The sequence below is a fragment of the Sphingobium xanthum genome (genome assembly GCF_019737615.1).
GTDB classification, from domain to species: Bacteria; Pseudomonadota; Alphaproteobacteria; order Sphingomonadales; family Sphingomonadaceae; genus Sphingobium; species Sphingobium xanthum.
On the sequence record NZ_JAHKKS010000002.1, the window covers coordinates 146,898 to 170,793 of the forward strand.

23 protein-coding genes and 1 tRNA gene are annotated in these 23,896 nt (G+C 65.3%); 10 read left to right on the top strand and 14 right to left on the bottom strand.

The genetic code is table 11. From position 1 onward, the window contains the following. Positions 1–3 precede the first annotated feature (3 nt). Complete coding sequence (locus KM135_RS03850; protein ID WP_221712660.1) at positions 4–1,350, top strand: bifunctional folylpolyglutamate synthase/dihydrofolate synthase; 1,347 nt, start codon at positions 4–6, stop codon at positions 1,348–1,350. Here the strand turns inward: KM135_RS03850 and KM135_RS03855 are convergent. The 4 genes from KM135_RS03855 to KM135_RS03870 all read right to left on the bottom strand — a co-directional run bounded on the left by KM135_RS03855 (position 1,347) and on the right by KM135_RS03870 (position 4,153). Further along, on the bottom strand, positions 1,347–1,739 hold the full coding sequence (locus KM135_RS03855; protein ID WP_246605732.1) for an endonuclease domain-containing protein: 393 nt from the start codon (positions 1,737–1,739) through the stop codon (positions 1,347–1,349). The genes KM135_RS03850 and KM135_RS03855 overlap by 4 nt on opposite strands. A 46-nt stretch (positions 1,740–1,785) precedes the next feature. After that, positions 1,786–3,144: an AmpG family muropeptide MFS transporter gene (locus KM135_RS03860; RefSeq protein WP_221712662.1), complete on the bottom strand. Its 1,359-nt coding sequence runs from the start codon at positions 3,142–3,144 to the stop codon at positions 1,786–1,788. A 76-nt stretch (positions 3,145–3,220) separates the two neighbouring features. Further along, on the bottom strand, positions 3,221–3,676 hold the full coding sequence (locus KM135_RS03865; protein WP_221712663.1) for a hypothetical protein: 456 nt from the start codon (positions 3,674–3,676) through the stop codon (positions 3,221–3,223). A gap of 39 nt (positions 3,677–3,715) precedes the next feature. Beyond that, positions 3,716–4,153, bottom strand: a complete 438-nt coding sequence (locus tag KM135_RS03870; protein ID WP_221712664.1) for a response regulator — start codon at positions 4,151–4,153, stop codon at positions 3,716–3,718. Between the two features lie 95 nt (positions 4,154–4,248). Here KM135_RS03870 and KM135_RS03875 point away from each other — a divergent pair, with 95 nt between their 5' ends. Both KM135_RS03875 and rsmD read left to right on the top strand, forming a co-directional pair. Further along, positions 4,249–5,163: a pseudouridine synthase gene (locus KM135_RS03875; RefSeq protein ID WP_221712665.1), complete on the top strand. Its 915-nt coding sequence runs from the start codon at positions 4,249–4,251 to the stop codon at positions 5,161–5,163. Continuing rightward, positions 5,160–5,702 carry a 16S rRNA (guanine(966)-N(2))-methyltransferase RsmD gene (gene rsmD, locus KM135_RS03880; RefSeq protein ID WP_221712666.1) on the top strand — a complete coding sequence of 181 codons (543 nt, stop codon included), beginning with the start codon at positions 5,160–5,162 and terminating at the stop codon, positions 5,700–5,702. Before KM135_RS03875 ends, rsmD begins: the two co-directional genes overlap by 4 nt. A gap of 138 nt (positions 5,703–5,840) precedes the next feature. Here rsmD and KM135_RS03885 read toward each other — a convergent pair whose 3' ends face one another. Beyond that, complete coding sequence (locus KM135_RS03885) at positions 5,841–6,245, bottom strand: hypothetical protein (protein ID WP_221712667.1); 405 nt, start codon at positions 6,243–6,245, stop codon at positions 5,841–5,843. Positions 6,246–6,407: 162 nt separating this feature from the next. Here KM135_RS03885 and KM135_RS03890 point away from each other — a divergent pair, with 162 nt between their 5' ends. Further along, the gene (locus KM135_RS03890) at positions 6,408–8,687 is read left to right on the top strand and encodes an ATP-dependent helicase (protein WP_221712668.1); all 2,280 of its coding nucleotides are present in this window, start codon (positions 6,408–6,410) and stop codon (positions 8,685–8,687) included. A gap of 141 nt (positions 8,688–8,828) precedes the next feature. Then, positions 8,829–9,662 (top strand): 23S rRNA (adenine(2030)-N(6))-methyltransferase RlmJ, encoded by an 834-nt coding sequence (locus KM135_RS03895; RefSeq protein WP_221712669.1) that lies wholly within the window; start codon positions 8,829–8,831, stop codon positions 9,660–9,662. A gap of 71 nt (positions 9,663–9,733) precedes the next feature. Here KM135_RS03895 and KM135_RS03900 read toward each other — a convergent pair whose 3' ends face one another. Beyond that, positions 9,734–10,303 carry a P-loop NTPase family protein gene (locus KM135_RS03900; RefSeq protein WP_221712670.1) on the bottom strand — a complete coding sequence of 190 codons (570 nt, stop codon included), beginning with the start codon at positions 10,301–10,303 and terminating at the stop codon, positions 9,734–9,736. A gap of 116 nt (positions 10,304–10,419) precedes the next feature. On the opposite strand from KM135_RS03900, the gene KM135_RS03905 reads away from it, so the two are divergent. Further along, a complete protein-coding gene (locus tag KM135_RS03905; protein WP_221712671.1) occupies positions 10,420–10,773 on the top strand; it encodes a GNAT family N-acetyltransferase in 354 nt (117 codons plus the stop codon). A gap of 433 nt (positions 10,774–11,206) precedes the next feature. Then, positions 11,207–12,331, top strand: coding sequence for an aspartyl/asparaginyl beta-hydroxylase domain-containing protein (locus KM135_RS03910; protein WP_221712672.1), 1,125 nt, complete (start codon positions 11,207–11,209; stop codon positions 12,329–12,331). A gap of 215 nt (positions 12,332–12,546) precedes the next feature. Here KM135_RS03910 and KM135_RS03915 read toward each other — a convergent pair whose 3' ends face one another. Continuing rightward, positions 12,547–14,295: a DUF885 domain-containing protein gene (locus tag KM135_RS03915; RefSeq protein ID WP_246605733.1), complete on the bottom strand. Its 1,749-nt coding sequence runs from the start codon at positions 14,293–14,295 to the stop codon at positions 12,547–12,549. A 167-nt stretch (positions 14,296–14,462) separates the two neighbouring features. Here KM135_RS03915 and KM135_RS03920 point away from each other — a divergent pair, with 167 nt between their 5' ends. The 3 genes from KM135_RS03920 (at position 14,463) to KM135_RS03930 (ending at position 18,389) form a co-directional block, all read left to right on the top strand. After that, positions 14,463–15,818 (top strand): MFS transporter, encoded by a 1,356-nt coding sequence (locus KM135_RS03920; RefSeq protein ID WP_221712673.1) that lies wholly within the window; start codon positions 14,463–14,465, stop codon positions 15,816–15,818. 69 nt (positions 15,819–15,887) lie between these two features. Beyond that, positions 15,888–16,808, top strand: a complete 921-nt coding sequence (gene cysK, locus KM135_RS03925; protein ID WP_221712674.1) for a cysteine synthase A — start codon at positions 15,888–15,890, stop codon at positions 16,806–16,808. 174 nt (positions 16,809–16,982) lie between these two features. Further along, positions 16,983–18,389: a cell wall hydrolase gene (locus KM135_RS03930; protein ID WP_221712675.1), complete on the top strand. Its 1,407-nt coding sequence runs from the start codon at positions 16,983–16,985 to the stop codon at positions 18,387–18,389. Between the two features lie 9 nt (positions 18,390–18,398). On the opposite strand, the gene KM135_RS03935 is transcribed toward KM135_RS03930, so the two are convergent. The 7 genes from KM135_RS03935 to KM135_RS03965 all read right to left on the bottom strand — a co-directional run bounded on the left by KM135_RS03935 (position 18,399) and on the right by KM135_RS03965 (position 23,685). Beyond that, entirely contained in the window at positions 18,399–20,204 is a 1,806-nt protein-coding gene (locus KM135_RS03935; RefSeq protein WP_221712676.1) for an acyl-CoA dehydrogenase C-terminal domain-containing protein, read from the bottom strand. A 78-nt stretch (positions 20,205–20,282) separates the two neighbouring features. Continuing rightward, positions 20,283–20,711, bottom strand: coding sequence for a MerR family transcriptional regulator (locus KM135_RS03940; RefSeq protein WP_221712677.1), 429 nt, complete (start codon positions 20,709–20,711; stop codon positions 20,283–20,285). Between the two features lie 31 nt (positions 20,712–20,742). Then, on the bottom strand, positions 20,743–21,195 hold the full coding sequence (locus KM135_RS03945; RefSeq protein WP_221712678.1) for a hypothetical protein: 453 nt from the start codon (positions 21,193–21,195) through the stop codon (positions 20,743–20,745). Positions 21,196–21,287: 92 nt separating this feature from the next. Beyond that, a complete protein-coding gene (gene hisI, locus KM135_RS03950; RefSeq protein WP_221712679.1) occupies positions 21,288–21,671 on the bottom strand; it encodes a phosphoribosyl-AMP cyclohydrolase in 384 nt (127 codons plus the stop codon). Between the two features lie 253 nt (positions 21,672–21,924). After that, positions 21,925–22,962 carry a Leu/Phe/Val dehydrogenase gene (locus KM135_RS03955; protein WP_221712680.1) on the bottom strand — a complete coding sequence of 346 codons (1,038 nt, stop codon included), beginning with the start codon at positions 22,960–22,962 and terminating at the stop codon, positions 21,925–21,927. 176 nt (positions 22,963–23,138) lie between these two features. After that, a tRNA-His gene (locus tag KM135_RS03960) sits at positions 23,139–23,215 on the bottom strand. 197 nt (positions 23,216–23,412) lie between these two features. After that, positions 23,413–23,685, bottom strand: coding sequence for an HU family DNA-binding protein (locus KM135_RS03965; protein WP_221712681.1), 273 nt, complete (start codon positions 23,683–23,685; stop codon positions 23,413–23,415). Positions 23,686–23,896: the final 211 nt, after the last annotated feature.

Here is a 23,896-nt window from a genome sequence, read left to right on the forward strand (position 1 = left end):
GACATGGCCGACCACGCCGTTTCCGATCATCCCGCCGTGCAGGCCCAGCTCGACCGGCTGATGGCGCTCTCGCCCGGCCGCGACGTGCTCGGGCTGGAGCGCATTTCCGAGCTGATGGTGCGCCTCGGCAATCCGCATCTCTCCCTGCCGCCGGTCTTCCACGTCGCCGGCACCAACGGCAAGGGATCGACCTGCGCCTATCTGCGCGCGGCGCTGGAAGCGGATGGCCGCACCGTCCATGTCTTCACTTCGCCGCATCTGGTGCGCTTCAACGAGCGGATCCGCATCGCGGGAACCCTGATCAGCGACGACATGCTGGCCCGCGCGCTGGAAGAAGTGCTGGATATCGGCGGCGATCTCAACGCCAGCTTCTTCGAGATCACGACCGCCGCCGCCTTCATGCTGTTCTCGACCGTCCCGGCCGATGCCTGCGTGATCGAGGTAGGGCTCGGCGGGCGGCTCGACGCGACCAATGTGCTGACCAGCCCGGCCGCCTGCGGCATCGCCTCGCTCGCCATCGATCATGAAGGCTTCCTGCTCGCGCCCGAGGACAATGTCCCGACCGAGCCGCTGAACCGCATCGCCTTCGAGAAGGCCGGCATCGCCAAGCCGGGCGCCGCCCTCGTCACCCAGCGCTATCCCGGTCCGATGATGGCCACGATCGCGCGCGTCGCGGGCAAGGCGAAAGCGCCGTTCCAGCCGCGCGGCGAGAGCTGGGACATCGTCGAATATCAGGGCACGCTCCATTATCGCGATGCCCATGGCAAGCTGGAGCTGCCTTTGCCCCGCCTCGCCGGTGCGCATCAGATCGGCAATCTCGGCTTGGCCATCGCCATGCTGCGGTCACAGGAAGTACTTCCCGTCAGCGATGCCGCCCTGCGCGCTGCGCCGCTCTGGGCACAATGGCCCGCCCGCATGCAGCGCCTCGAGGGCGGCCCGCTCAACGACATGCTTCCCCAGCGCGTGCTGATGCTCGACGGCGGCCATAATCCCGACGCCGGGCAAGCGCTCGCCAAGGCCCTGGCCGATGGCGGCCTCGCGGAAGACGGCATCGATCTCGTCACCGGCATGCTCGCCAACAAGGATGTGCGCGGCTTCCTGGAGCCGCTCCGCCCCCTGATCCGCTCAATCCGCTCGCTCCCCGTCCCCGGCCACGAGCATCACGGCCCCGAGGTCTTCGCGACCCTCGCCGAGGAATGGGGCCTGCCGCACAAAGCCTTCGACACGATCCGCGATGCCCTTGCCGACCTCGCGGCAGAGACGGAAGTACCGGATCGCACGGTCCTGATCGCCGGCACGCTCTACTTGGCAGGACAGGTCCTCACCGCAAACGACCAGCCTCCAGTCTAGACCACCCTACTCCCTCCCCCCTCGGGGGGAGGGTTGGGGAGAGGGGGAAGCGCCAACGCCTCCCCAATCACCAACAAGACCCCCTCAATATTCCCCATCACCTCTGCGTTCGAAAACCGAAGCAAGCGATAGCCAAGCGATCCCAGAAAATCCGTCCGAGCGGCATCATAGACCTCCCGATCGCCATGCGTGTCGCCATCGATCTCGATGACGAGCTTCAGCGACTTTGACACAAAGTCGACGATGTAAGGCGCAATGACGCTCTGCCGCGTAAACTGCATCCCTGCGAACCGGTTGGCACGAAGCGCAAGCCACATGCACTGCTCAGCCGGCGTCGGATTTGCCCGCATCGCACGAGCGCGCTCCTTCAACACTGCGTCGAGACGCAAGCTTGATCCCCCCTCTCCCAACCCTCTCCCCGAGGGGAGAGGGCTATCAGTCATCCGTCGTGCTCGGCTGTCGCACCGTCTCCACGACAAACCCCTTCCGCCACATGATCCAGAGCAGCACCATGCCGGGAATCGCGACCACCACCGTGAACGCCCAGAAGGCCACCCAGCCCAGCCCCTCGGCCAGATAGCCGGACGGCGCCGAGAGCCATGTCCGCCCGACCGCCGCGAAGGACGAAAGCAGCGCAAACTGCGTCGCCGTATAGGCGAGGCTCGACAGCCCGGAGAGATAGGTCACGAACACGGTCAGACCGATGCCGCTGGTGAAATTCTCCGTGCCGACCGCCAGCGCCAGCATCGGCGTCGAATGGCCCGCCAGCGCCAGCATCGAGAACAGGAAGTTCGAGAGCATCATCATCAGGCCCGAGACGAACAACGCCCGCCCCATGCCGAGCCAGGCAATGAACGGCGCGCCGAGCGCCGACCCGGCGATCAGCGCGGCAAAGCCCACAAACTTGTTCACCGCGACATATTCGGTGTCGGAAAAACCCAGCTCCACGATCATCGGCGCCAGCATCGTCTGACCCATCGCATCGCCGATCTTGTAGATCAGCACGAAGCCGAGGATCAGGAAGGCACCGTGCCGCGTCAGGAACTCGCGGAACGGATTGACAATCGTATCGCCAAGCCACGCACCGATCGAGGCGCCCTGTTGCAGCGCCTTGTGCGGCACATAGCGGCCCTGCCCCGCAAACAACGCGCCGATCGCGCCGGGCAGCACACAGAAGGCCGTGATGCCATAGGCCGTTGCCCAGCCCAGCCCTGCGCCTTCGGTCGAGGCGAGGAAGATCGTGCCCGCGCCCGCCAGCAGATTGCCGGTGCGATAGCCGAACTGGTTCATCGCCGTGCCGTGCGGCAGCTCCGCTTCGCTCAGTATTTCGATGCGATAGGCGTCGATCACGATATCCTGCGTGGCCGAGAGGAAGGCAACGACGATCGCCCAGAGCGCGAACCGGCCAAGATCGCTGGCGGGATCGCTCGACCCGAGCTGCCAGATCGCTACGAACAGAAACGCCTGAATGAGGAACAGCCATGCCCGGCGCTGACCGAACAGCTTCGTCAGGATCGGCAGCGGCAGCTTATCCACCAGCGGCGCCCACAGGAATTTGAGCGTGTAAGGCGTCGTAAGGCCGATCGCGAAGCCGATGGTCGACTTCTCGATGCCGACCTTCGAGAGCCAGAAAGTCATCGTCGCAAGCAGTAGAGTCAGCGGAAAGCCGCTCGAAATGCCGAGGAGGAAGGCCACGAACGGCATGGGCTTCAGATACGGCCGGAAGCTCGGCACGATGAAGCCGATGCCGATGACCACGCCCACGATCAGGGCGAAAATAAGTGTCTGCTCCAATACCGGCTCCCCGACTTATCCCTCGTCGCGCGAGACTAGAGGCGCATACGGAGAATGGAACCGCTTTTGTTGCGCCCTAGACGCGCCCCTTCCGGTTCTGCGCCACGATCCGCGGATCATAAGCGCCGACTTTCATCCGGCTGTTGCGGAGCGTAACCGCCCACGCGCCCAGCGCCGGCGGCACGACGAGCAGATGCACGTTATGGAAGAACCCCGCGCCCGGAAGATAGCTCCACCAGTAGAAGAACCCGCCGACCAGCAGCCCCGCGAGCGCGCCTGCCTCGATGCGCCACGGCTTCACCCGCGAAGAGCCATCACCACCCAGCAGTTCCGCCTGCACGATCAGGTCCTGGAGGATGGTCACACCCTCGCCGTCCAGAGGCAGCCTGACGGCCCCGGCACAGCGCCGGATCCGGTCCAGTTCGGCATCGCGCAGGGACGATGTGATGAATGCGCGCCAGTCCCACGGGCCACCGGTCCCGTTCAGAAAGGCCCTGATCGTCTCGATCACATAGATACGCTCGTCCCGCATCCCGCGATGACTGCCCGAACCGCCGGGCGCGAACAAGCCTCAGTCGCGCGGAAAAAGCGTCAACCCCGGCGGCAGGCGCCGCGCCGGCTGCCCGCCAATCAGCCGCTCGCACACGGCAAGCGCGCGCACCAGATCGCGCGGCTGATAGGGCTTGGCGAGGCAGCCGATGGCGATCCCCTTCTCGCGCGCCTCGGCGGGGCAATCGGCGGTCGCGAACAGCACGGCAATGCCCAGCTCGCGGGCATGCCGGGCCAGCTCCACGCCGGAGCGCACGCCTGTTAGGCGAATGTCGGTGATGACCAGGTCCACACTGCCCTGCCCCAGGATGATCGCGCCGGCATCGCGGAAGCGATCCACCGTCGCGACCACGTCATAGCCCGCCTGCTTGAGCGCATGCTCGTTGTCGAACGCCAGCAATGGCTCATCCTCGACGATCAGGATGCGCCGGATCAGTTGCGTCCTCTTCGAGAAAAACATTGCCGCCAAACCCCACTTGCGCCACTAGCCGGCGATCGCACAGGATCGATGACGCACTGTTCCGGCTACGGACCCAATCGGCGATTCGCCAGTGCATGCGCGACACAACCAGAGCAAAAAACGGACGGAACGACTTGCCCAGCGCCAATGGACCCAGAGGCCCCCGCCGGCCGACCCGATCAGGCGAAGCCCCAGCGCCCGCCGGACGACGCGCCCGGCCCCGGCCGCGCATCGGCAAGCCGGACAAGCCGCGCTTCCCGACCGGCCCTCGCGCCGCCGACGACACGCCGCGCGAAGGCGATCGCATCGCCAAGCTGCTCGCCCGCGCCGGCGTCGCCAGCCGCCGCGATATCGAGCGGATGATCGCCGACGGCCGCATCGCGCTGAACGGCGAGCCCGTCACGACGCCCGCCACTTTGCTGAAGTCGCTGCGCGGCATCACGGTCGATGGCAATCCGGTCAAGGAACCGGCCGCAGCCCGCCTCTTCCTCTATCACAAGCCGTCCGGCCTGCTGACGACGACGAAAGACCCAGCCGGCCGCCCGACCATCTATGACAAGCTGCCCACGGATCTGCCGCGCGTCATGCCCGTCGGCCGGCTCGATCTGAATACCGAGGGCTTGCTGCTCCTCACCACGGACGGCGAGCTCAAGCGCCAGCTGGAGCTGCCCTCCACCGGCGTCGAGCGCACCTATCGCGCCCGTGCGTTCGGCGAGGTCAGTCAGGCGCAGCTCGAGGAACTGATCGAAGGCGTCGAGATCGACGGCATGCGCTACGGCCGCATCGATGCCAATCTGGAGCGCCGCACCGGCCGCAACCAGTGGGTCGAGATGACCATCACCGAGGGCAAGAATCGCGAGGTTCGCCGCGTCCTCGAATTTCTCGGCCTCAAGGTCAGCCGCCTCATCCGCACGCGCTACGGCCCCTTCAAGCTCGGCGATTCCCAGCCGGGCGAAGTAGCGGAAGTTCGTCAGGTCGATCTCATCAAGTTCCGCAAGACGCTGAAATGAGGATCATCGCCGGCACATGGCGCGGCCGGCCATTAACGGCCCCCGCAGGCGACGCGACACGGCCCACCGGAGACCGCACGCGCGAAACGCTGTTCTCGATGCTCACCAGCCGCCTCGGCTCGTTCGAGGGTTTGCGTGTCGGCGATTTCTTCGCCGGCTCCGGCGCGCTCGGGCTGGAAGCGCTCTCGCGCGGGGCGGAATCCTGCCTGTTCGTCGAGCGCGATCGCAAGGCGCTGGACGCAATCCGTGCCAATGCGGCAAAGCTCGGCATCGAACGGCCCGACATTCGCCAGACCGATGTCCTCGCACTCGGCCCTGCGCCCGCCCCGCTCGACGTGCTGTTCATGGACCCGCCCTATGGCACGGGCGCCGGAGCCGTCGCACTCGACAAGCTCGGGCGCCTCGGCTGGGTCGCCCCCGGAGGCTGGATCAGCGTCGAGACCGGCCGCGCCGAAACGCTCGACATCAAGGGCTTCGAGCTCGACGCCGAGCGTGTTGTGGGCAAGGCCAAGCTGTGGCTGCTGCGGCCAGCTGGCTAACCCATTTTCGTCATCCCAGCGGAAGTTGGGATCTCCTGAATTGGAGATGTGGCTGCGCTCGCTTGAGACCCCAGCGTTCGCTGGGGTGACGCGAAGACGGAGAGGACGACCGGTCGCCCTCTCCTCTCTCAAGCTAAATCAGCTCGGCGACTTGCCGCCCTCGCCCGGATTGCGGCACGCATCCTTCACCTCGCGCGAGCAGACGGGATATTCCGCCGGCGGCGCGGGCGTCGCCTGTACCATTGGCTGCGGCGGCCCCATCACGACCTGCGGCGGCCCGGCAGCCGGCGGCGCCGCGGTCGGCGCGGCATTATAGGCCGAGGGCGGCGGAGGCGGGGGCGGCGGCGTGCTGGCGTCGGGCGCCGGGCTGGTCGCGGGTGGAACGGCCGTGCCGTTATCGACCGGCGCTGGCATGTCGCTCGGCGCTGGCGGCGTCTGGGTCATCGGCTGATCCGCGGGCGGTGGGGCCTGCGTTTCCTGCGCATGCGCGGCCAGAGCCAGCGCCGATGCGCCAAGGCAGCTCAGCAAAATGGGGATACGCATGTCGGTCATCCTTCCTATTCGGTCTCAACCCCCGGCCATGGAAACGTCCACTCATGATCACAGTTCCACGATCCGGCTCGCCCGCGCGGCGCCCTGCCTGCGTAACGGCATATGGCGCGCCTCTTGCCCCGACTCATTCTGTTCCCTAGCTGTTCACGTAAGATGACACTCCCCGCGCCTTCACCGAACGATCCACCCTATCTGAAGGGCCTCAATCCTCCGCAGCGCGAGGCCGTGCTGACCACGGAAGGCCCCGTGCTGGTGCTGGCGGGCGCCGGCACGGGCAAGACCGCCGCCCTCACCGCGCGCCTCGCCCATCTCGTGGCGACCCGCCGCGCCTATCCGTCCGAGATCCTCTCGGTCACCTTCACCAACAAGGCGGCGCGCGAAATGCGCGAGCGCGTCGGGCGGATGATCGGCGACGCGGTCGAGGGCATGCCCTGGCTCGGCACCTTCCACAGCATCGGCGCGCGCATGCTCCGCCGCCATGCCGAACTCGTCGGCCTGCAGAGCAATTTCACGATCCTCGATACCGACGATCAGCTCCGCCTGATGAAGCAGATCATCCAGGCCGCCGGCATCGACGAGAAGCGCTGGACCAGCCGCACCCTCGCCGCCCTCATCGACAAGTGGAAGAACAAGGGCCTGACGCCCGCCGAGATCGACGCCGGCGAGAGCGAAGCCTTCGCCCATGGCAAGGGCGCCGAGATCTACGCGCAATATCAGCAGCGCCTGCGCGATCTCAACGCCTGCGATTTCGGCGACCTGCTCATGCACAACCTCACTTTGCTCAAGACCGAGCGTGAGGTGCTGGAGCAATATCAGCAGCGCTTCCGCTACATCATGGTGGACGAGTATCAGGACACCAACACCAGCCAATATCTCTGGCTGCGGCTGCTCGCGCAGGCGCGCAAGAACATCTGCTGTGTGGGCGACGACGATCAGAGCATCTACAGCTGGCGCGGCGCTGAAGTGGCGAACATCCTGCGCTTCGAGCGGGATTTCCCTGGCGCGACGATCATCCGGCTGGAGCAGAATTACCGCTCGACCCCGCAGATTCTCGCCGCTGCCTCCGGCGTGATCGCGCAAAATGGAGGCCGCCTCGGCAAGACGCTGTGGACCGAGGAAGCCGAGGGCGAGAAGGTCCGCATCATCGGCGTCTGGGACGGGCCGGAGGAAGCCCGCCGCGTCGGCGAGGAAATCGAGGGACTGGAGCGCCAAGGCATCCGCGCCGATCAGGTGGCCATCCTCGTGCGCGCCTCCTTCCAGACCCGCGAGTTCGAAGACCGCTTCATCCAGATCGGCATGCCCTATCGCATCGTCGGCGGCTTCCGCTTCTATGAGCGCGCCGAAATCCGCGATGCGCTGGCCTATCTGCGCCTCGTCAACCAGCCCTCGGACGATCTCGCCTTCGAGCGCATCGTCAATGTCCCCAAGCGCGGCCTTGGCGACAAGGCGGTCGAGAAGATCCACCGCCTCGCCCGCGCGGAAGGCGTGCCGCTGATGCTCGCCGCCGCCGGGCTGATCGAGACCGACGAGCTGACCGGCGCCGCGCGCAAGGCGCTCGGCCGCTTCGTGAGCGATCTCAAGCGCTGGCGCGATCTCGCCACGACCATGTCGCATGCCGAGCTGGCCCGGCAGATCCTCGACGAAAGCGGCTACACCACCGCGCTTCAGGCCGAGCGGACGGCCGAAGCCTCCGGGCGCCTCGAAAACCTCCAGGAGCTCACTCGCGCCATGGAGGAGTATGAGACGCTCGGCGCCTTCCTGGAGCATGTCAGCCTCGTCATGGACAATGACGCGCAGGCCGACGAGGCCAAGGTCACGATCATGACCATCCACGCTGCAAAAGGACTGGAGTTCGACACCGTGTTCCTCGCCGGCTGGGAAGATGGCCTCTTCCCCTCGCAGCGCGCACTGGACGAAGGCGGGCTGGCGTCATTGGAGGAAGAGCGCCGCCTCGCTTATGTCGCGATCACCCGCGCGCGCCGCCGCTGCTACATCTTCCACGCCGCCAATCGCCGCGTCTACGGCCAGTGGACCAGTTCCATCCCCTCGCGCTTCGTCGGCGAAATCCCCAAGGAAACGATCGAGGAAGAAACCACCATGACCGGCGGCGCCAGCCTCTGGCGCGCCAACTGGTCGGAACGGGACGACCCCTTCGCCAATGTCGCGCGCGGTTCCGGCCGCGGCCCCGGCTGGCAGCGCGCCCAGAGCAGCGGCGGGTTCGTGCGCGAGCCGACCCGCATCGTCGAAGCCCGCCAAAGCGCCGTCAGCCTCGGCAACAAGGGCCGCGACGACCTCGCCATCGGCATGCGCGTCTTCCACCAGAAGTTCGGCTACGGCCTCGTCACCGAAATCGAAGGCAACAAGCTGGAGATCGATTTCGAGCAAGCCGGTACCAAGCGTGTACTCGACAGCTTCGTGACGATTGCGCCTTAGCTTGAGGCCGCGCGCCGAAGTGCTTTGAAGGTTTCCGCGCCACTCTATACGAGCACCGGATTGGTTGCTTCTATCGCCTCGTGCTCGGCTTCCGCGTCGAGCAGTTCGTGTGAAGACAGATCGTCAGGATTTTAAATAACAATGAATTATCGCCATTCCTTCCATGCCGGCAATAGCGCCGATGTCGTGAAGCACAGCCTGCTGATCGCCCTCGTGCGGGCCTTGCAGCACAAAGAGGGCGCGCTGACCCTGATCGACACCCATGCTGGCTGCGGGCTGTACGACCTTGGCGGCGAGGAGGCCCAACGCACCGGCGAGGCCGCGCAAGGCGTGCTGCGGGTCTTTGCCGACCCGGCCCCCTTGCTGGACGACTACCGCGCCGCCGTGCAAGCAGTGAACGTCGGGGAGGAGCCTCGCCTCTACCCCGGCTCGCCGCAGATTCTGGCGCAGCTTCTGCGTCCGCAGGATTTGCTGATCCTGAACGAAAAGCATCCCGAAGACGCCCATGCCCTGCGCGGCGCCATGCGCGGCACATCCGCCGCCGTGCATGAGCGCGACGCCTATGAGTTTTGGCTGGCAATGCTGGCGACCCGCACCGCGCGCGGCGTGGTGGTGGTCGATCCGCCCTACGAGCAGCCGGACGAACGCGCGCGCATCACCGCCACCCTCGCCGCTGCGCACCGCAAATGGGCGCATGGCGTGACGGTGATCTGGTATCCGCTGAAGGAGCGCGCCACGCATTCGCGGTGGAAGGCGCAGTTGCGCAAGCTCGGCATCCCGAAATTTCTGACGGTCGAGCATTGGCTGTACGATCGCGATCAGCCCGGCATCTACAACGGCGCGGGCCTCTATATCGTCAACCCGCCCTACGCCTTCACGCAGGCGCTACCGCCTCTGCTGGAAGCCCTGCGCGCCGCGCTGGCGCCGGAGGGGCATAAGGGCGAGATCACAACCGATTGGCTGGGCGAGCGCTGATGAAATCGAATGGCGGCAATTTTTTTTGGGGGGCGGACGGACCAGAATGGCAACGATGGGGTGGGGTGCGGTCACGACGTGTGACCGGCAAATGCATCGATTGCCTCCAGCGAGTGGAGGCGGATGACGGCCTTTCCTTGAGCATCGCACTCGTCACATATGGAGCGAAGGACCGGCATCCAGTTTTCGCTTACTTCCCAGATAATCTCGAATAGCCGCTTGGTCGGCGGCACGTCACCGATGCCCGCAGGTGGATGCTCCAACGTGCCCTGAGCCCAGGCTATCTGGCGTTCCGCCGCCAACCAGAAATGAACCCAGACGGGCATGTCGATTAGAACGATTTGAGTTGCCCGCTCGGCGCGTGCGCGCGTCGTGGTTAAGTCGCCGCCGCCATCGATAACCCAATGCGATCCTGCGATGATCTCGGCATGTTTGCGCTCATAGATTTCTTTGGGAGTGATCGTCCAACCCGGCTGCCAGTAGAGCCGGTCAATCTCGATATGCGGCAGATTTCTGGTCTTGGCCAGCCGTCGTGCCAAGGTTGACTTACCGCCCGACGTATTTCCAAATATGACGATCCGTTCCATGGCCTCCTCCCAAGTTTGCTCGGCCGTATCGTGGATTTTGCGGGAAATGGCCATGAAAGATGATGTTGGGAAAGCACTGAAACACCATGCATGGATTAATCATTTCATTGGCCACAATCGAGGACGCCGACAGACTTGCGGATCTCCGCGTCGCAACGATGCGTCCAAGCTTGGAAGCTATCGGAAGGTTTGATCCTCGCCGCGCCAGAGCGCGCTTTCTCGTAGGCTTCGTGCCGAAGAACACGATCGTTCTCCATTTTGGGAGCGATCTGGTGGGCTTCTACGTAGTTCGTTGCGAGGCTGAAGCGCTCTTCCTAGATCACCTCTACGTTGCCGACTCTTATCAAGGGCGCGGCTTCGGTAGGGGCATCATCTCGGCTGTTCAGCAGGATGCGCGCCGCCTTCCACTCCCCGTTCGGCTAACGGCACTCAAAGGAAGCCCGGCGAACCAGTTCTATCGCCGCTGCGACTTCGCGCTGGTTGGCGAAGAAGAATTCGATAATCACTATGAATGGCAGCCGTGACTTCGGCCGGACCTACACCTCAACCGATGTCTTCAATGTCCTCGTGTTCGGACATTCCGCTTCTGTAGCTCTGCAACTTGCCCCTGTCCTACAGCCACTCCCCCATGCGAAGATAACTTATGAGGCGCTTACCTAGCACGCCTCTCTTTGACCCCGTGAAAAACCACGAAAATCCGCCAGTTCTGCTGACCCGGAGCAGGACTTTCGCGTTTCACCATGCGCGATATGCGGGAAGATGGAGAAGTTTGCGGACGGAAAGCCCGGAAAACTGCCATAACGCGATGCACCCGGTGCTGACAAAACGGCACCGAAATGGCCATAAGAGGTGAATTGGGCACCGAACCGCCACCCGACCACTCCAAACCCCTCAAAACCGCGCAACCGACTCCACACGGCTTGATCCCGCCGCGCAGTGCAGCATAAGCATCGGGCAATGGCTTCGATCCAACCCGATGAGCGCACGATCGTGGAAGCGCTGCGTGCCGGCAGACTCGCCGATGCGCGGGCAATGCTGGCCGCCATGCCCGATCCGCCGCCGCTACTCCTGGCCCATGCCTGCGCCCGCAGCGGTGATACGGATGGCGAGATCGCAGCCTTGGCCACCCTGCTCGCGCGCGAGCCGCGCCATCTCCAGGCCCTGCTCGCCATGGGCGAGGCGCAGCAGAAGCTGGGCGATCGGCGCGCCGCCACCAGCTATTTCCGGGCCGCGATCGCGCAAGCCGGCGTCACCGGTGCGCCGGACAATCTGCGCCCCGTGCTGGAACGCGCGCAGAAGCATATCGCGGACAATAGCGACGCCTTCACGGCCCAGCTCGCGCAGCGCATCCCCGCCGATATCGCCCGCTCCTCGCCCCGCGTCGCGCTCGCGCTCGATCTGCTGTTCGGCCGTACCAGCCTCTATCTCCAGCAGCCGAGCATGTTCTATTTCCCCGGCCTGCCCCAGCGCTACTTCTACGAGCGCGAAGAATTCGACTGGGTGCCCGCGCTGGAGGCCACAACACCCGCCCTTCAGGAAGAACTGGACGCGGCGCTCGCCGATCATGTCGAGTTCGCGCCTTATGTGACGACCCGCGCCGATCGCCCGCCGCCTAACAATCCACTGCGCGACGACCCAAGCTGGAGCTCCTATTATTTCCTCCAGTCCGGGGAGCCGGTCGCCGATCATGCCGCGCGCTGTCCGGCAACGATGCAGGCGCTGACCCTGCCCGATCTGTGCCGTATCCCCGGCCGCGGGCCGACCGCGATCTGGTCGATCCTGCGCCCCGGCACGCACATTCAGCCGCACAACGGCATGCTCAACACCCGGCTGATCTGCCACCTGCCGCTGCTGGTCCCGCCGGGCTGCGGCTTCCGCTGCGGCTCTGCGCAACGCGACTGGGAGCCCGGCAAGCTCATCATCTTCGACGACAGCGTGGAGCATGAAGCCTGGAACCGCGGCGAGGCGCTCCGCGTGGTCCTGCTGTTCGAGATCTGGCGCCCCGAACTGGCCGTCGAGGAGCGCGAAGCGATCGCGGCCATCCTGTCCTCCATAGAAGACCTCGACCTCTCAGCAGCCTGAAAACATTGGACTCCGCTCAGCGAGCGCGGGAAACGCCGCGCCGAACAAATTATCATGAGTATTGTATACTAAGTCGCAAAAGCGCGGGAACTTTCAGCCTTTGTTAACCTTCCCGCACTAGTCAGGCCGTGCGACCCGAAGGGCGCTGGCCTTACCAGTGCTCATCATAACTTGGCCCGGCGGAGCGTGGGTTCCTGCCGGGCCATTTTTTGTCTTCAGAAAGCGGACTCCGCCTTCGCGCTTCCCATCATCTGCTGACGCACCAGCGGGATCGGCGGCCCGCCGAAGCTCAGGAACTGATCGTGGAACGGCTTCCACGCGGTTCGCCCGCCCCGGCTCGCCGTCCAGTCCGCGCGCAGCTTGCGGATCATCAGCTTGCCGAGCGTGTAGTTGAGATAGGCCGGGTCATAGGTGCCGCGCGCCGCCTGCTGCCTGGCCGTACCCTCGCCCTGATAGCATTGCGTGCGGAACAGCTCTTCGGACTGCGCCTGCGTCATCCGCCCGCTGTGCAGGCGGATCGCCGAGAGGAAGCGGCAATCGCGCAGCAGCGCGTTGGAGATCTGCCCGATATGCGTCTCGGCGTCGCCCGCGTTCAGGCCCGCTTCCCACATCATCTCCTCGGTATAATGCGCCCAGCCCTCCGCGAAGGCATAGCCGACATAGACCCGCCCGAAGATCGACGGCGACCGGTTGGCATGCAGGAACTGGAGGAAATGCCCCGGCATCACCTCATGCACCGAGGTGAAGAGCAGATCCTTCTTCGCCGGCACGAACCCGTCCTGCACCTCCTTGGACCAGGACGGATCGGGCGGCGAAATGTAATAGACCGAGGGGATGCCCTTCTCATACGGCCCCGGCGGGTCGATATAGGCGCTGTTCTGCCGGTTATAGGGCGGACTTTCCTCGACCAGCGCTTCCTCCGTCCCCGGTATGGTCACGAGATCCTGCTGCACGACGAAGGCCCGCAGCACCGGGATTTGCCGCCGCGCTTCGGCGACCGGCCCGTCCGGCGACTTGTCGCTTTCCATCTTGGCCATGCAGTCGGGGATGCTTTTGCCGGGCGCGAAGGTCGCGCAGGCGGCCTTCAGAGCCTCCTGATTGCGCTTGAGGTCCGCCTCGCCGATCGCTTCCAACTGCGCGAGCGGCGTGTCGACCATCTCGGTCGCCGCCAGCATGCGCGAAAAGCGCTCGGCGCCCAGCGCATAATCCTGCGTCGCCGTCGCGCGATTGGCCTCCAGCCAGTCGGCCAGTTCCTTCATCGATCGCAAGGCAGCACCGGCCGCCGTGTCGAACTCGGCCTGGAGCACAGGGTCGTTGACCGACGCAAACGCTGCCTTGGCATCGCCGACATAATAGTCCGCAAAGCCCTGGAACCCAGCCTTGCCGTAATTGATGAAGCTGAGCGGCATCGGCATGCGCAGATTGGCGCGGATCTGCGCGGCCCGACCGGGCACCTTCTTGAGGAAGGCGATCAGTGCCTTCATCCGCGTCGGCGCATCGGCATAGTTGCGCGCGACATAGACATTGGGATCGAGCCCGCCGCCGACATAATAAGCCGGGTTGCGATGCGGCTGATCCGCGTCGGTCAGCCAGAACAGCTTGCCCCGCGCGACCGCGAGCAGATAGTCGCGCTCGAACGCCTCCTGCTTGCTGAGCCCGCTCATGCCCTGCGCCTTGGCGACCGATTCCGACAGGAATGTCGCAAACGCCTTCAGCCCGGCCTCGCTCCAGTCCGGCATCTGCCCGTCGAAATCATGCCGCCCCTGATAGATCGCGAAGGCGGGATCATGCTGGAAATAGGCTTCCAGAAAGCTGTCGCGAAACGCGGCCCAGTCGGAGCGCTTCGGTTCGGCCGCGTCAGCCGCAGCGGCCTCCCGCTCGATGGCGGTCTGCGCGCAGCCGCCCAGCATGGCGAGCGCCAGCAGCGGGGAGAGCGCCGTGGCGAACAGTCGATTGCGGGTCATGAGGGACTCCTGATCTTGCGAATGGCGGGCAGACTGACCGGACGGGCTGGGCTTGTCCAGCCGCCATCTCAGCCAACCGGAATGGTATAGTCGGATCGGAAAAACTTTAGTCCCATCAAGCTTTGCGCCGTTGCGCGGGTATGTTCGCTGGGCCTAGGGAGCGTGCCATGGCCAGCCATCCGCCCCGCGAGTCCGAGAGCGCAGCCGCGGAACAGGCCCTCACGCATCCGCTGCAGGTCGGCGCCTTCCGGGCCTATCTCCTGGTTCGGCTGTTCACGATCGTCGGCTCCACCGGCATGACGTTGATCATCGCCTGGCAGACCTACAATATCGCGCGCCTCACCATGGGGCCTGCGCAATCGGCGGCGCAACTCGGCCTGATCGGCCTTATCCAGTTCGTCGTCCTGTTCGTCATGACGCCTTTCTCGGGCCTTGCCGCCGACAATTTCCAACGAACCCGCATCGCGACCGTGACGCTCATCCTCTTGCTCGGCTGCGCGCTAGTGCTGGCCGTGTCGAGCTATGAGGGCTGGATCAATATCCCGCTGATCTTCTGCATCGCGGCTGTCCTCGGCCTGTGCCGCGCCTTTCAGGGCGCCGCTCTGAGCTCGCTCGCGCCCAATATCGTGCCCAGGCATCTCCTGCCCCGCGCCATCGCGCTCAGCAGCATGTTCTGGCAGACCGGGGGCATCGTTGGTCCGGCGATCGCGGGCTATGCCTATGCGGTCCAGTCGCATTACGCCTATGCCGTCAGCGCAGTTCTCTTTCTGGCTGCGGTCATCGGTATGATCCTCATCGGCAAGGTGCCGCAGTCGCCCCCGCAACGAGACCGCCACCCGATCCGTCAGGTGATCGATGGCTTCAGCTATGTGCGGACCAATCGTCTGGTGCTGAGTACGATCACGCTCGATCTGTTCGCCGTGTTGCTTGCCGGTACCACCGCGCTCCTACCTGTCTACGCCCGCGACGTGCTGCATGTCGGATCGGCGGGCCTCGGCCATCTCGCCGCCGCCCCCGGCGTCGGCGCGGGGCTAACCGCGCTCTGGTTCTCGTTCAAGCCGCTGCGACACAATGTCGGCGTCAAGATGCTGGTCTCGGTCGGCATCTTCGGCGGCGCGACGATCCTGTTCGGCCTCACCGCCTTCATGCCGCAGCAAACGGCAATCCTCGTCGCGCTCTTCTCCATGGCAGTCTGGGGCAGCGCCGACATGTTCTCCGTGTTCGTCCGCCAGTCGCTGATCCAGATTCACACGCCGGACGAGATGCGCGGCCGCGTTTCCAGCGTCGCGATGATGACAGTCTCCGCCTCCAACGAACTGGGCGAAGCGGAATCGGGTTTCCTCGCCGCGCTGATCGGCCCTGTTGCCGCCGTCATCTTCGGCGGGGTCGGCGCGATCGTCATCACGCTCTGGTGGTCGCGCCTGTTCCCGGAACTGCGCAATGCCCGCACCTTCGATCCGCCGAATCTCGCGATCGTCCCTTCCCTTCAGGGCGGAGAACGGCCAAAAGCGGAACCAAGCTGACGCGGGCGCGCTTGCAATCTCTATCGATTCAATTTTCATTGAACCCGGATCAAAAGACGGAGGCCTGTCATGAAAGTCTCTTCCATTCTCGACACAATCGGCGGCACGCCGCACATCCGCCTCGGGCGCCTGTTCGGCGATGCCGAGGTCTGGGTGAAGTCCGAACGCGCCAATCCCGGCGGCTCGATCAAGGACCGCATCGCCCTCGCCATGATCGAGGCGGCGGAGAAGGACGGCAGCCTCAAGCCCGGCGGCACGATCGTCGAGCCGACGTCGGGCAACACCGGTATCGGCCTCGCCATGGTCGCCGCGGTGAAGGGCTACAAGCTGGTGCTGGTCATGCCGGAGAGCATGAGTCTGGAGCGTCGCCGCCTGATGCTGGCCTATGGCGCCACCTTCGACCTCACCCCGCGCGAGAAGGGCATGAAGGGCGCCATCGAGCGCGGTCTCGAGATCGTCGCCTCCACGCCCGGCGCCTGGATGCCGCAGCAGTTCGAGAACCCGGCCAATATCGACGTTCACGTCAGGACCACGGCCGAGGAAATCGCCGCCGATTTCGCCGACGCGCCGCTCGATGCGCTCATCACCGGCGTCGGCACGGGCGGTCACATCACCGGCTGCGCGCAGGTGCTCAAGGCCAAGTGGCCGGGCCTCAAGGTCTTCGCCGTCGAGCCGACGCTTTCGCCGGTCATCAGCGGCGGCGCCCCCGGCCCGCACCCGATCCAGGGCATCGGCGCCGGCTTCATTCCGGCCAACCTGCACACCGCGCTGCTTGATGGCGTGATCCAGGTCGATCCCAACGACGCCAAGGAATATGCCCGCCGCGCCGCGCGCGAAGAGGGCCTGCTGATCGGCATTTCCTCGGGCGCCACGCTTGCCGCCATCGCCCAGAAGCTGGCCGAGCTTCCCGCCGGCAGCCGCGTGCTCGGCTTCAACTACGACACCGGCGAGCGCTATCTCTCGGTGCCGGACTTCCTGCCCGAAGCCTAGCGGATCGCGCATCACGGGGCGGGCATGAACCGCGGCGCGCATGCCCGCCCGCCACAAAACCGTCCGATGTTTCTCGAAACGAGACTTTCCCGCGCGCAATAGGCCCAATTCGCCGCGTTCATCTTGTGTTATGGCCCTTGCGCACACATAGCGCCCCTCTGACCGGGAAAGAGCATGGCGAGCCAAGGCATGATTGCGGAACGGCCGACACGGGCCAGGCTGTGGATTGCGGCCGTCGTCGTGCTGGGTGCCGTCGCGGCGCTGAGCTTTTCGTCGATCGGCTTTATCCGCAAGTCGGAGGAAAACGCTCGCCTCCAGGCGGAGATTGCCGCGAACGGCGGTGTCAGGCCGGAAACCCCGGTTCCCGTCGTCGAACCGCTCGTGCTCGATGCGTCCAAGCCCGACGAGGCGCGCAAGCTCAATGCCGATATTCCGTTCTCGACCGCACCGAACCCGGCCGCGCGTCCCTTCGTGTTCAGTGGCGATGCCGTCGCCCGTGACCGCGCGACCGATTGTCTCGCCGCGGCCATGATCTACGAGGCGGGCGACGATCCGACCGGTGAGCGCGCCGTCGGCCAGGTCGTGCTCAATCGCCTGCGTCACCCGGCTTTCCCCAAGACCGTCTGCGGCGTCGTCTTCCAGGGCCAGGAGCGCTCGACCGGCTGCCAGTTCACCTTCACCTGCGATGGCGCGATGGCGCGCCAGCCTTCCGCCGCCGCCTGGGAGCGTGCGCGCTTCCTCGCCAGTCGCATGCTCGTGGGCGATGTCTATGCGCCGGTCGGCTACAGCACCCATTATCACACCGACTGGGTCATGCCTTACTGGAGCAAGTCGCTCGACAAGGTCGCGGCCGTCGACACCCATCTGTTCTTCCGCTGGCAGGGCTGGTGGGGCACCCCGCCCGCCTTCTCGCGCGGCTTCGCCATCACGGAGGAGCCGGCCATCGCCAAGCTCGCGCTCATCTCTCCGGCGCACAAGAATCTCGAGACCGATGCCCTGCTCGCCGGCCTCGGCGGTCTTCCCGGTCTGCTGGACGACAGCAAGATGCCAATGCTCACCATCGGTCCCGATCTCATCGGCAAGCGCATCGGCCCCGGCACGCTGGCGGCGATCGAGCCGGGCGGCAACGGGTTCATCATGAAGCTCGACAAGGGCGGCGATCCGGCACGCTATGCCGAGGCGGCCGCGCGCATCTGCGCCGGTCGCACGCAATGCCGCCTGCTCGCCTGGACGAACCCCGGCGCGGCGCCGAGGGCCTTCCCGGTCGCGGATGCCAGCCTCTCGTCCATGTCCTTCTCCTATATGCGGGTGAAGGAGAGCGGCTTCGAGCGCATGCTCTACAATTGCGAGGAATTCCCGACCGCGCCGCGTGTTCAGTGCATGGCGCGGCGCATTCCGGTCGAAGCCGCCCCGCGCCTCGCTGCTGACGAGAGGGCAGCCGCGCGCCTGCCCGAAGGCAACAAGCCGGCCGCGGACTCGCGTCCCGGCCTGCAACTTCCGGCGCCGCGTCAGATCGAAGTGATCAGACTTCAGAAGCCTGCAGCGCCGGCCACCGGAACGGCAGCGCCCGGGGCACCCTGATCCGCCGGATCAAGCCGCCGTCAGAAACGCCTCGGGCGGCAGCGCCATCAGCACTTCGGCGCCGCCCTCGATCTTGCGGCGCAGCGCGCCCGCATCCGGCATCATCCGCTCTGCGAAGAAGCGCGCGGTCACCAGCTTGGCTTCCAGATAGGCCTTGTTGCCCACGCCCGCATTGAGCTGGACCTGCGCCGCACGCGCCATGCGCAGCCACATCATGCCGACCGCGACGATGCCCATGATGTGCATATAGGCATAGGACGCCGCACCGGCGTTGTTCGGATTGGTCATCGCGTTCTGCATCAGCCACATCGTCGCGGCCTGGAGCTGCTGATTGGCCTTCTCCAGCGCTTCGGCCACGCTCGCGGTGGCCGGCTCGGCCTTGCCCAGCGCCACTTCCTCGGCGATCAGCTTGAAGAAGGCCTGGATCGCGCGGCCGCCATTGGCCGGCAACTTGCGGCCGACCAGGTCCATCGCCTGCACGCCGTTCGCGCCTTCATAGATCATCGCAATGCGCGCATCGCGCACCGCCTGCTCCACGCCGGTCTCCCAGATATAGCCATGGCCGCCGAACACTTGCTGCGCCATCACGGTCACGTCGAAGCCGCGATCCGTGCCATAGCCCTTTATGACGGGCGTGAGCAGCGAGATGAGATCGTCCGCCGCCTGCCGCTCTTCCTCGGTCGGCGCCAGGGTCACCAGATCGACCTGCAAGGCGCCCCAGATGCAGAGCGCGCGCAGCCCTTCGGTGATCGCCTTGCCTTCCATCAGCATGCGGCGAATGTCCGGGTGGACGAACAGCGTGTCGGCCGCCGCATCCGGCTCGGCCGGGCCGGTCAGCGCGCGGCCCTGGCGGCGCTCCATCGCGTAATGCACTGCCTGCTGATAGGCGAGCTCCGCCTGCGCAAGGCCCTGCAGGCCGACGCCTAGGCGCGCATGGTTCATCATGATGAACATCGCGGCGAGGCCCTTATGCTCCTCGCCGACCATCCAGCCGGTCGCGCCGTCATAGTTCATGACGCAGGTCGCGTTGCCGTGAATGCCCATCTTGTGCTCGATCGAGCCGCAGGAAACCGCGTTGTGTGCGCCGATCGACCCGTCGTCGCCGACGAAATATTTGGGCACGAGGAACAGCGAGATGCCGCGCGAGCCCGCCGGAGCGCCCGGCGTCTTGGCCAGCACGAGGTGGATGATGTTCTCGGACATCGAATGCTCGCCGGCCGAGATGAAGATCTTCGTGCCGCTGATCTTGTAGCTGCCGTCCGCCTGCGGCTCGGCCTTGCTCTTGATGAGGCCGAGGTCCGTGCCGCTGTGCGGCTCGGTCAGGTTCATCGTGCCGGTCCACTCGCCCGAGACCATCTTGGGCACATATTTCTGCTTCAGCGCATCGTCGCCCTTGGCGAGGATCGCAGAGACGGCCGCGCCAGTCAGCCCGTGATACATGTTGAAGGCGTGATTGGCCGAGGTGAAATATTCCTCGACCGACAGCGCCAGCACCATTGGCAGGCCCTGCCCGCCAAATTCCTCCGGCGCATGCAGCGTGGTCCAGCCGCCCGCCACATATTGATCGAAGGCTTCCTTGAAGCCCGGCGGCACGGTCACGGTGCCATCGTCATTGCGCTTGCAGCCGATCTGGTCGCCCACGGCGTTCAGCGGGTGCAGCACTTCGCGCGCGAACTTGCCCCCTTCTTCCAGCACTGCCGCCACGATATCGCCCGAAGCCGATGTGAAGCCCGGTATGTTCGCCAGGCGATCGAGACCGACAATCTCGTTGAGGACGAACAACGTGTCTGCGACGGGGGCGGTATAGCTGGGCATTGGCCTCTCCTTTGGTGCCCGGCGCCGGGATCACCAGCGCCTGGCCTGATCGATCATGGACGCCGAACGGCGCCGGAATCAGCTGACCTTTTCGCGCTGATTCTCTTCGACGAGCGTGATGAAGCTGTTGAGCTCATCGATCGCCTCGTCGATATCCTGCCGCTGACTCTTCAAAAGTGCGATCCGCTCGTTGCATTTGGCAATCGTGAACTCGCGCTGGGTGCGCCGTCCATCGCCGGCATCGTAGAGGTCGATCATGTCGCGAATGTCTGCAAGGCTGAATCCCACGCGCTTGCCGCGCAGGATCCAGGCGAGCCGGGCACGGTCGCGGTGACTGTAGATGCGGGCAAGGCCCTGGCGGCGCGGCGCGATGAGCTGCTCGTCTTCGTAGAAGCGCAGCGCGCGCGGCGTAACGCCGAATTCCTCGCACAGGTCGGAAATGCTGAACTCTTCCCGGCCATCGCGCTCGGGCTGGGGAATGCCAGCGATCATCTGGGGCTTAGACATGAAGCGCACCTAGCGCAGACTTACGTTTACGTCAACGGCACAACGCACGCTTGTCCCGGTCGGTCGTCTGCCGCGCCGCCGCTACGTCATGGTCGATCCGGGGAAAGCTGACGCCAGCGAAACTTCCCCTGCTGGAGCAGAGCGACGCGCAGGCGAGATCGAGCCCGCCGGGCATCACGATCGCATCGCCTTCATAGCGCGCCACGATCATGCAATCCTTGCCCTGCCCCTCGAAGCGCAACAGCAGCTTGTCGGCTGACATCTTGGCGCGACCTGTGCCCCGGCAATATTCGTCCTGCCCGATCCGCGTCTCCGCGCCGAAGCGATAGCGACCCCGCGCGCTGCCGTCCGGAATGATGCAGAGGCTGTCGCTGCCACCTTCGTAGCGCCGCCCGTAGCGCCCCGACGGGTCGGTCTGCTCGCGATCGGGCAAGGCCCCCGTCTCCAGCGCCAGCGCATCCAACTCGGCCGCTGCCGGGCTCATGGGTGATGTGTCATCGCTGTTCGAGTCGCTGCTGCAAGCCGCCAGCCAAAATAACGAGCCAAGCAGCGCCGCGCGCAACGCCGTTCCTTCGGTCACGCCAGCCCCGCGTCGCTTTCGTCGACCGGCACCAGTCCGTCCCTGGTCACCCGGCGGTAGAAGCAACTGCGCCGACCGGTGTGGCAGGCCGGGCCGACCGGCTTCACCAGCAGCCAGATCGCGTCCTGATCGCAATCGATGCGGATATCGACGACATGCAGCTCGTTGCAGCTCTCTTCGCCCTTGCGCCACAGCTTGCCCCTGCTGCGCGACCAGAAATGCGCCCGCTCCGTCTCGACCGTCGCCGCCAGCGCCAGCGCATTCATGTGCGCCAGCATCAGCAGTTCGCCGGTCTCGACATCGCTGGCGACGGCCGTGATCAGCCCGTCGCGGTCATACTTGGGATCGAGGACCAGCCCCGTGTCGCGTGCATCTGCCATGCAGGAGCTATAGGAGGCGTCGGCAGAGCTGTCACCACGCCAGCCCCCTCTCGGCATCCCCAGCCCTTACCGTCATCCAGCGTTCGCCGGGACGACGGTTAATGGCACTTTAGGTTGTATCGCCATTTGGTTCAGGTCGAGGCGAAAATGGTGGTTTCGGGCGACCCGGAGCGCAGCGTACTTAAGTACGTGAGCACCGGAAGCGCACGGAACCGCCATTTGCAGCCCGGCATGGGACGAATGGCGATGCGACCTAACGCCCGATCAGCGCTCTTGCCATATCGTCGGCCACATCCGCCGCCGGCCGCCCGCTGGTCTTGCTCTCAGCCCAGATGCTGCGCAGCCGCTCGGGAATCTGGTTCACCCGCGCATCGACCGCATCGCGATCGCCAAGCTGGAAATATTCGGACGCGACGTTGATGATCCCGCCCGCGTTGATCACATAATCCGGCGCATAGAGGATGCCGCGGGCATGGACGCGCTGTGCATCCGCAGCCGTCGCCAGCTGGTTGTTCGCCCCACCGGCCACAATGCCCGCCGCCAGCGTCGGAATCGAGCGCTCGGTGAGGATCGCGCCCAGCGCATTGGGGCTGAACAGGTCCGCCGGGATCGTCATGATCTCGTCCGTGCTCGCCACCTGCGCGCCAAGCTCGCTCGCCAGCGCCGCCGCCTTGTCGGCATGCACGTCCGCCAGCGTCAGCTGCGCACCGTCCGCCGCCAGATAGCGCGCCAGGCCGCCCCCAACGCTGCCGACGCCCTGAATGGCGATATGCACGCCGGCCACGCTGTCCTTGCCCAACGCTTCCTTCACCGCTGCCTTGACGCCGAGATAGACGCCGCGCGCCGTCACCGGGCCGGGATCGCCGCCCGCCTGCCCGCTCGCCACCGGCAGACCGGAGACATGGCGCGTGCGCTCGGCAATCGTCGACATGTCGGCCTCGCTCATGCCGACATCTTCCGCCGTCACATAGCGGCCCTGCACTGCCTCGATCGCGTCACCGAAGGCAAGGAGCTGCGCCCGCGTCTTGGGCGTGCCGTCGGAGAGGATGACCCCCTTGCCGCCGCCGACCGGCAGACCCGCCATGGCATTCTTGAAGCTCATGCCGCGCGAGAGGCGCAGCGCATCGGTCAGCGCATCCTCGTCCCGCGCGTAATGCCAGTAGCGCACGCCGCCGCTCGACGGGCCTCTGTGGGTGGAGTGGATCGCAATGATCGCGCGCAGCCCGCTGGCAGCGTCGGTGAAGTAATGAACGGCTTCGTGCTGGTCGAAGTCCGGATGGGACCACATCATGAGTCAATCCTCGTCAGGCATCGCGCGCCGGACTGACAGGCAATCCGCACTCTGGAGTGATTTCGAGGCAGGTGGATACACCTGCCGGCTCGGAAATCACGGACAACAAAAACCTAGAGTTGTTTCGGCTCGACTAGAACCGGAACGGCTCTACTGCGCCGACACTATGATGAAAATGGGGCGACCGACGGGATCCGAACCCGCGACCTCTGGTACCACAAACCAGCGCTCTAACCAACTGAGCTACGGTCGCCACAGCACCCGAAGGCGCATCGAGAGGCGGGCCATAGTGTGCGGACGGGGCCAGCGTCAAGGGCGGAGGCGGCCCGGCTCAAAGGAAAAGGCCGGGCATGAGGCCCGGCCTTTCGAGAAAGCGCATGACGTCGCGAGCATGCGCCCGGCTTCGAGAAGCCGACACCCCGATCGAAGACCGGAGTGCCTGAGATCAACTTAGTTGACCGAGTCCTTGAGGCCCTTGCCAGCCTTGAACTTGGGCTGGCTGGAAGCCTTGATGGCCATCGTTTCGCCCGTACGGGGATTGCGGCCAGTCGAAGCCTTGCGCTTCGAAACGGAGAAAGTGCCGAAACCGACGAGACGCACTTCATCGCCCTTCTTCAGGGACGCAGTGATCGCGTCGAAAACAGCCTCAACAGCCTTGCCGGCATCAGCCTTGGTAAGGCCGCTCTGGTCCGCGACCGAACTGATGAGATCCTGCTTGTTCATGCCTTGGGAACCCCCTTCTAGGAATTGGTTTGTGGGTTGGGAATCGAGCGACGAAGGCGCGCATAAAGGCGCTATTCGCCCTATGAGTCAAAGAGATTTGCGCGGTTCGTCGTCGAAATCTGCCGTTTTCGTCCGATTTTACGGTCGCTTGGCGCTTCGGGCCGGATTTTCGCCGAAACCGGACCGAGTCGCACCGATTCGACCCGTTTTC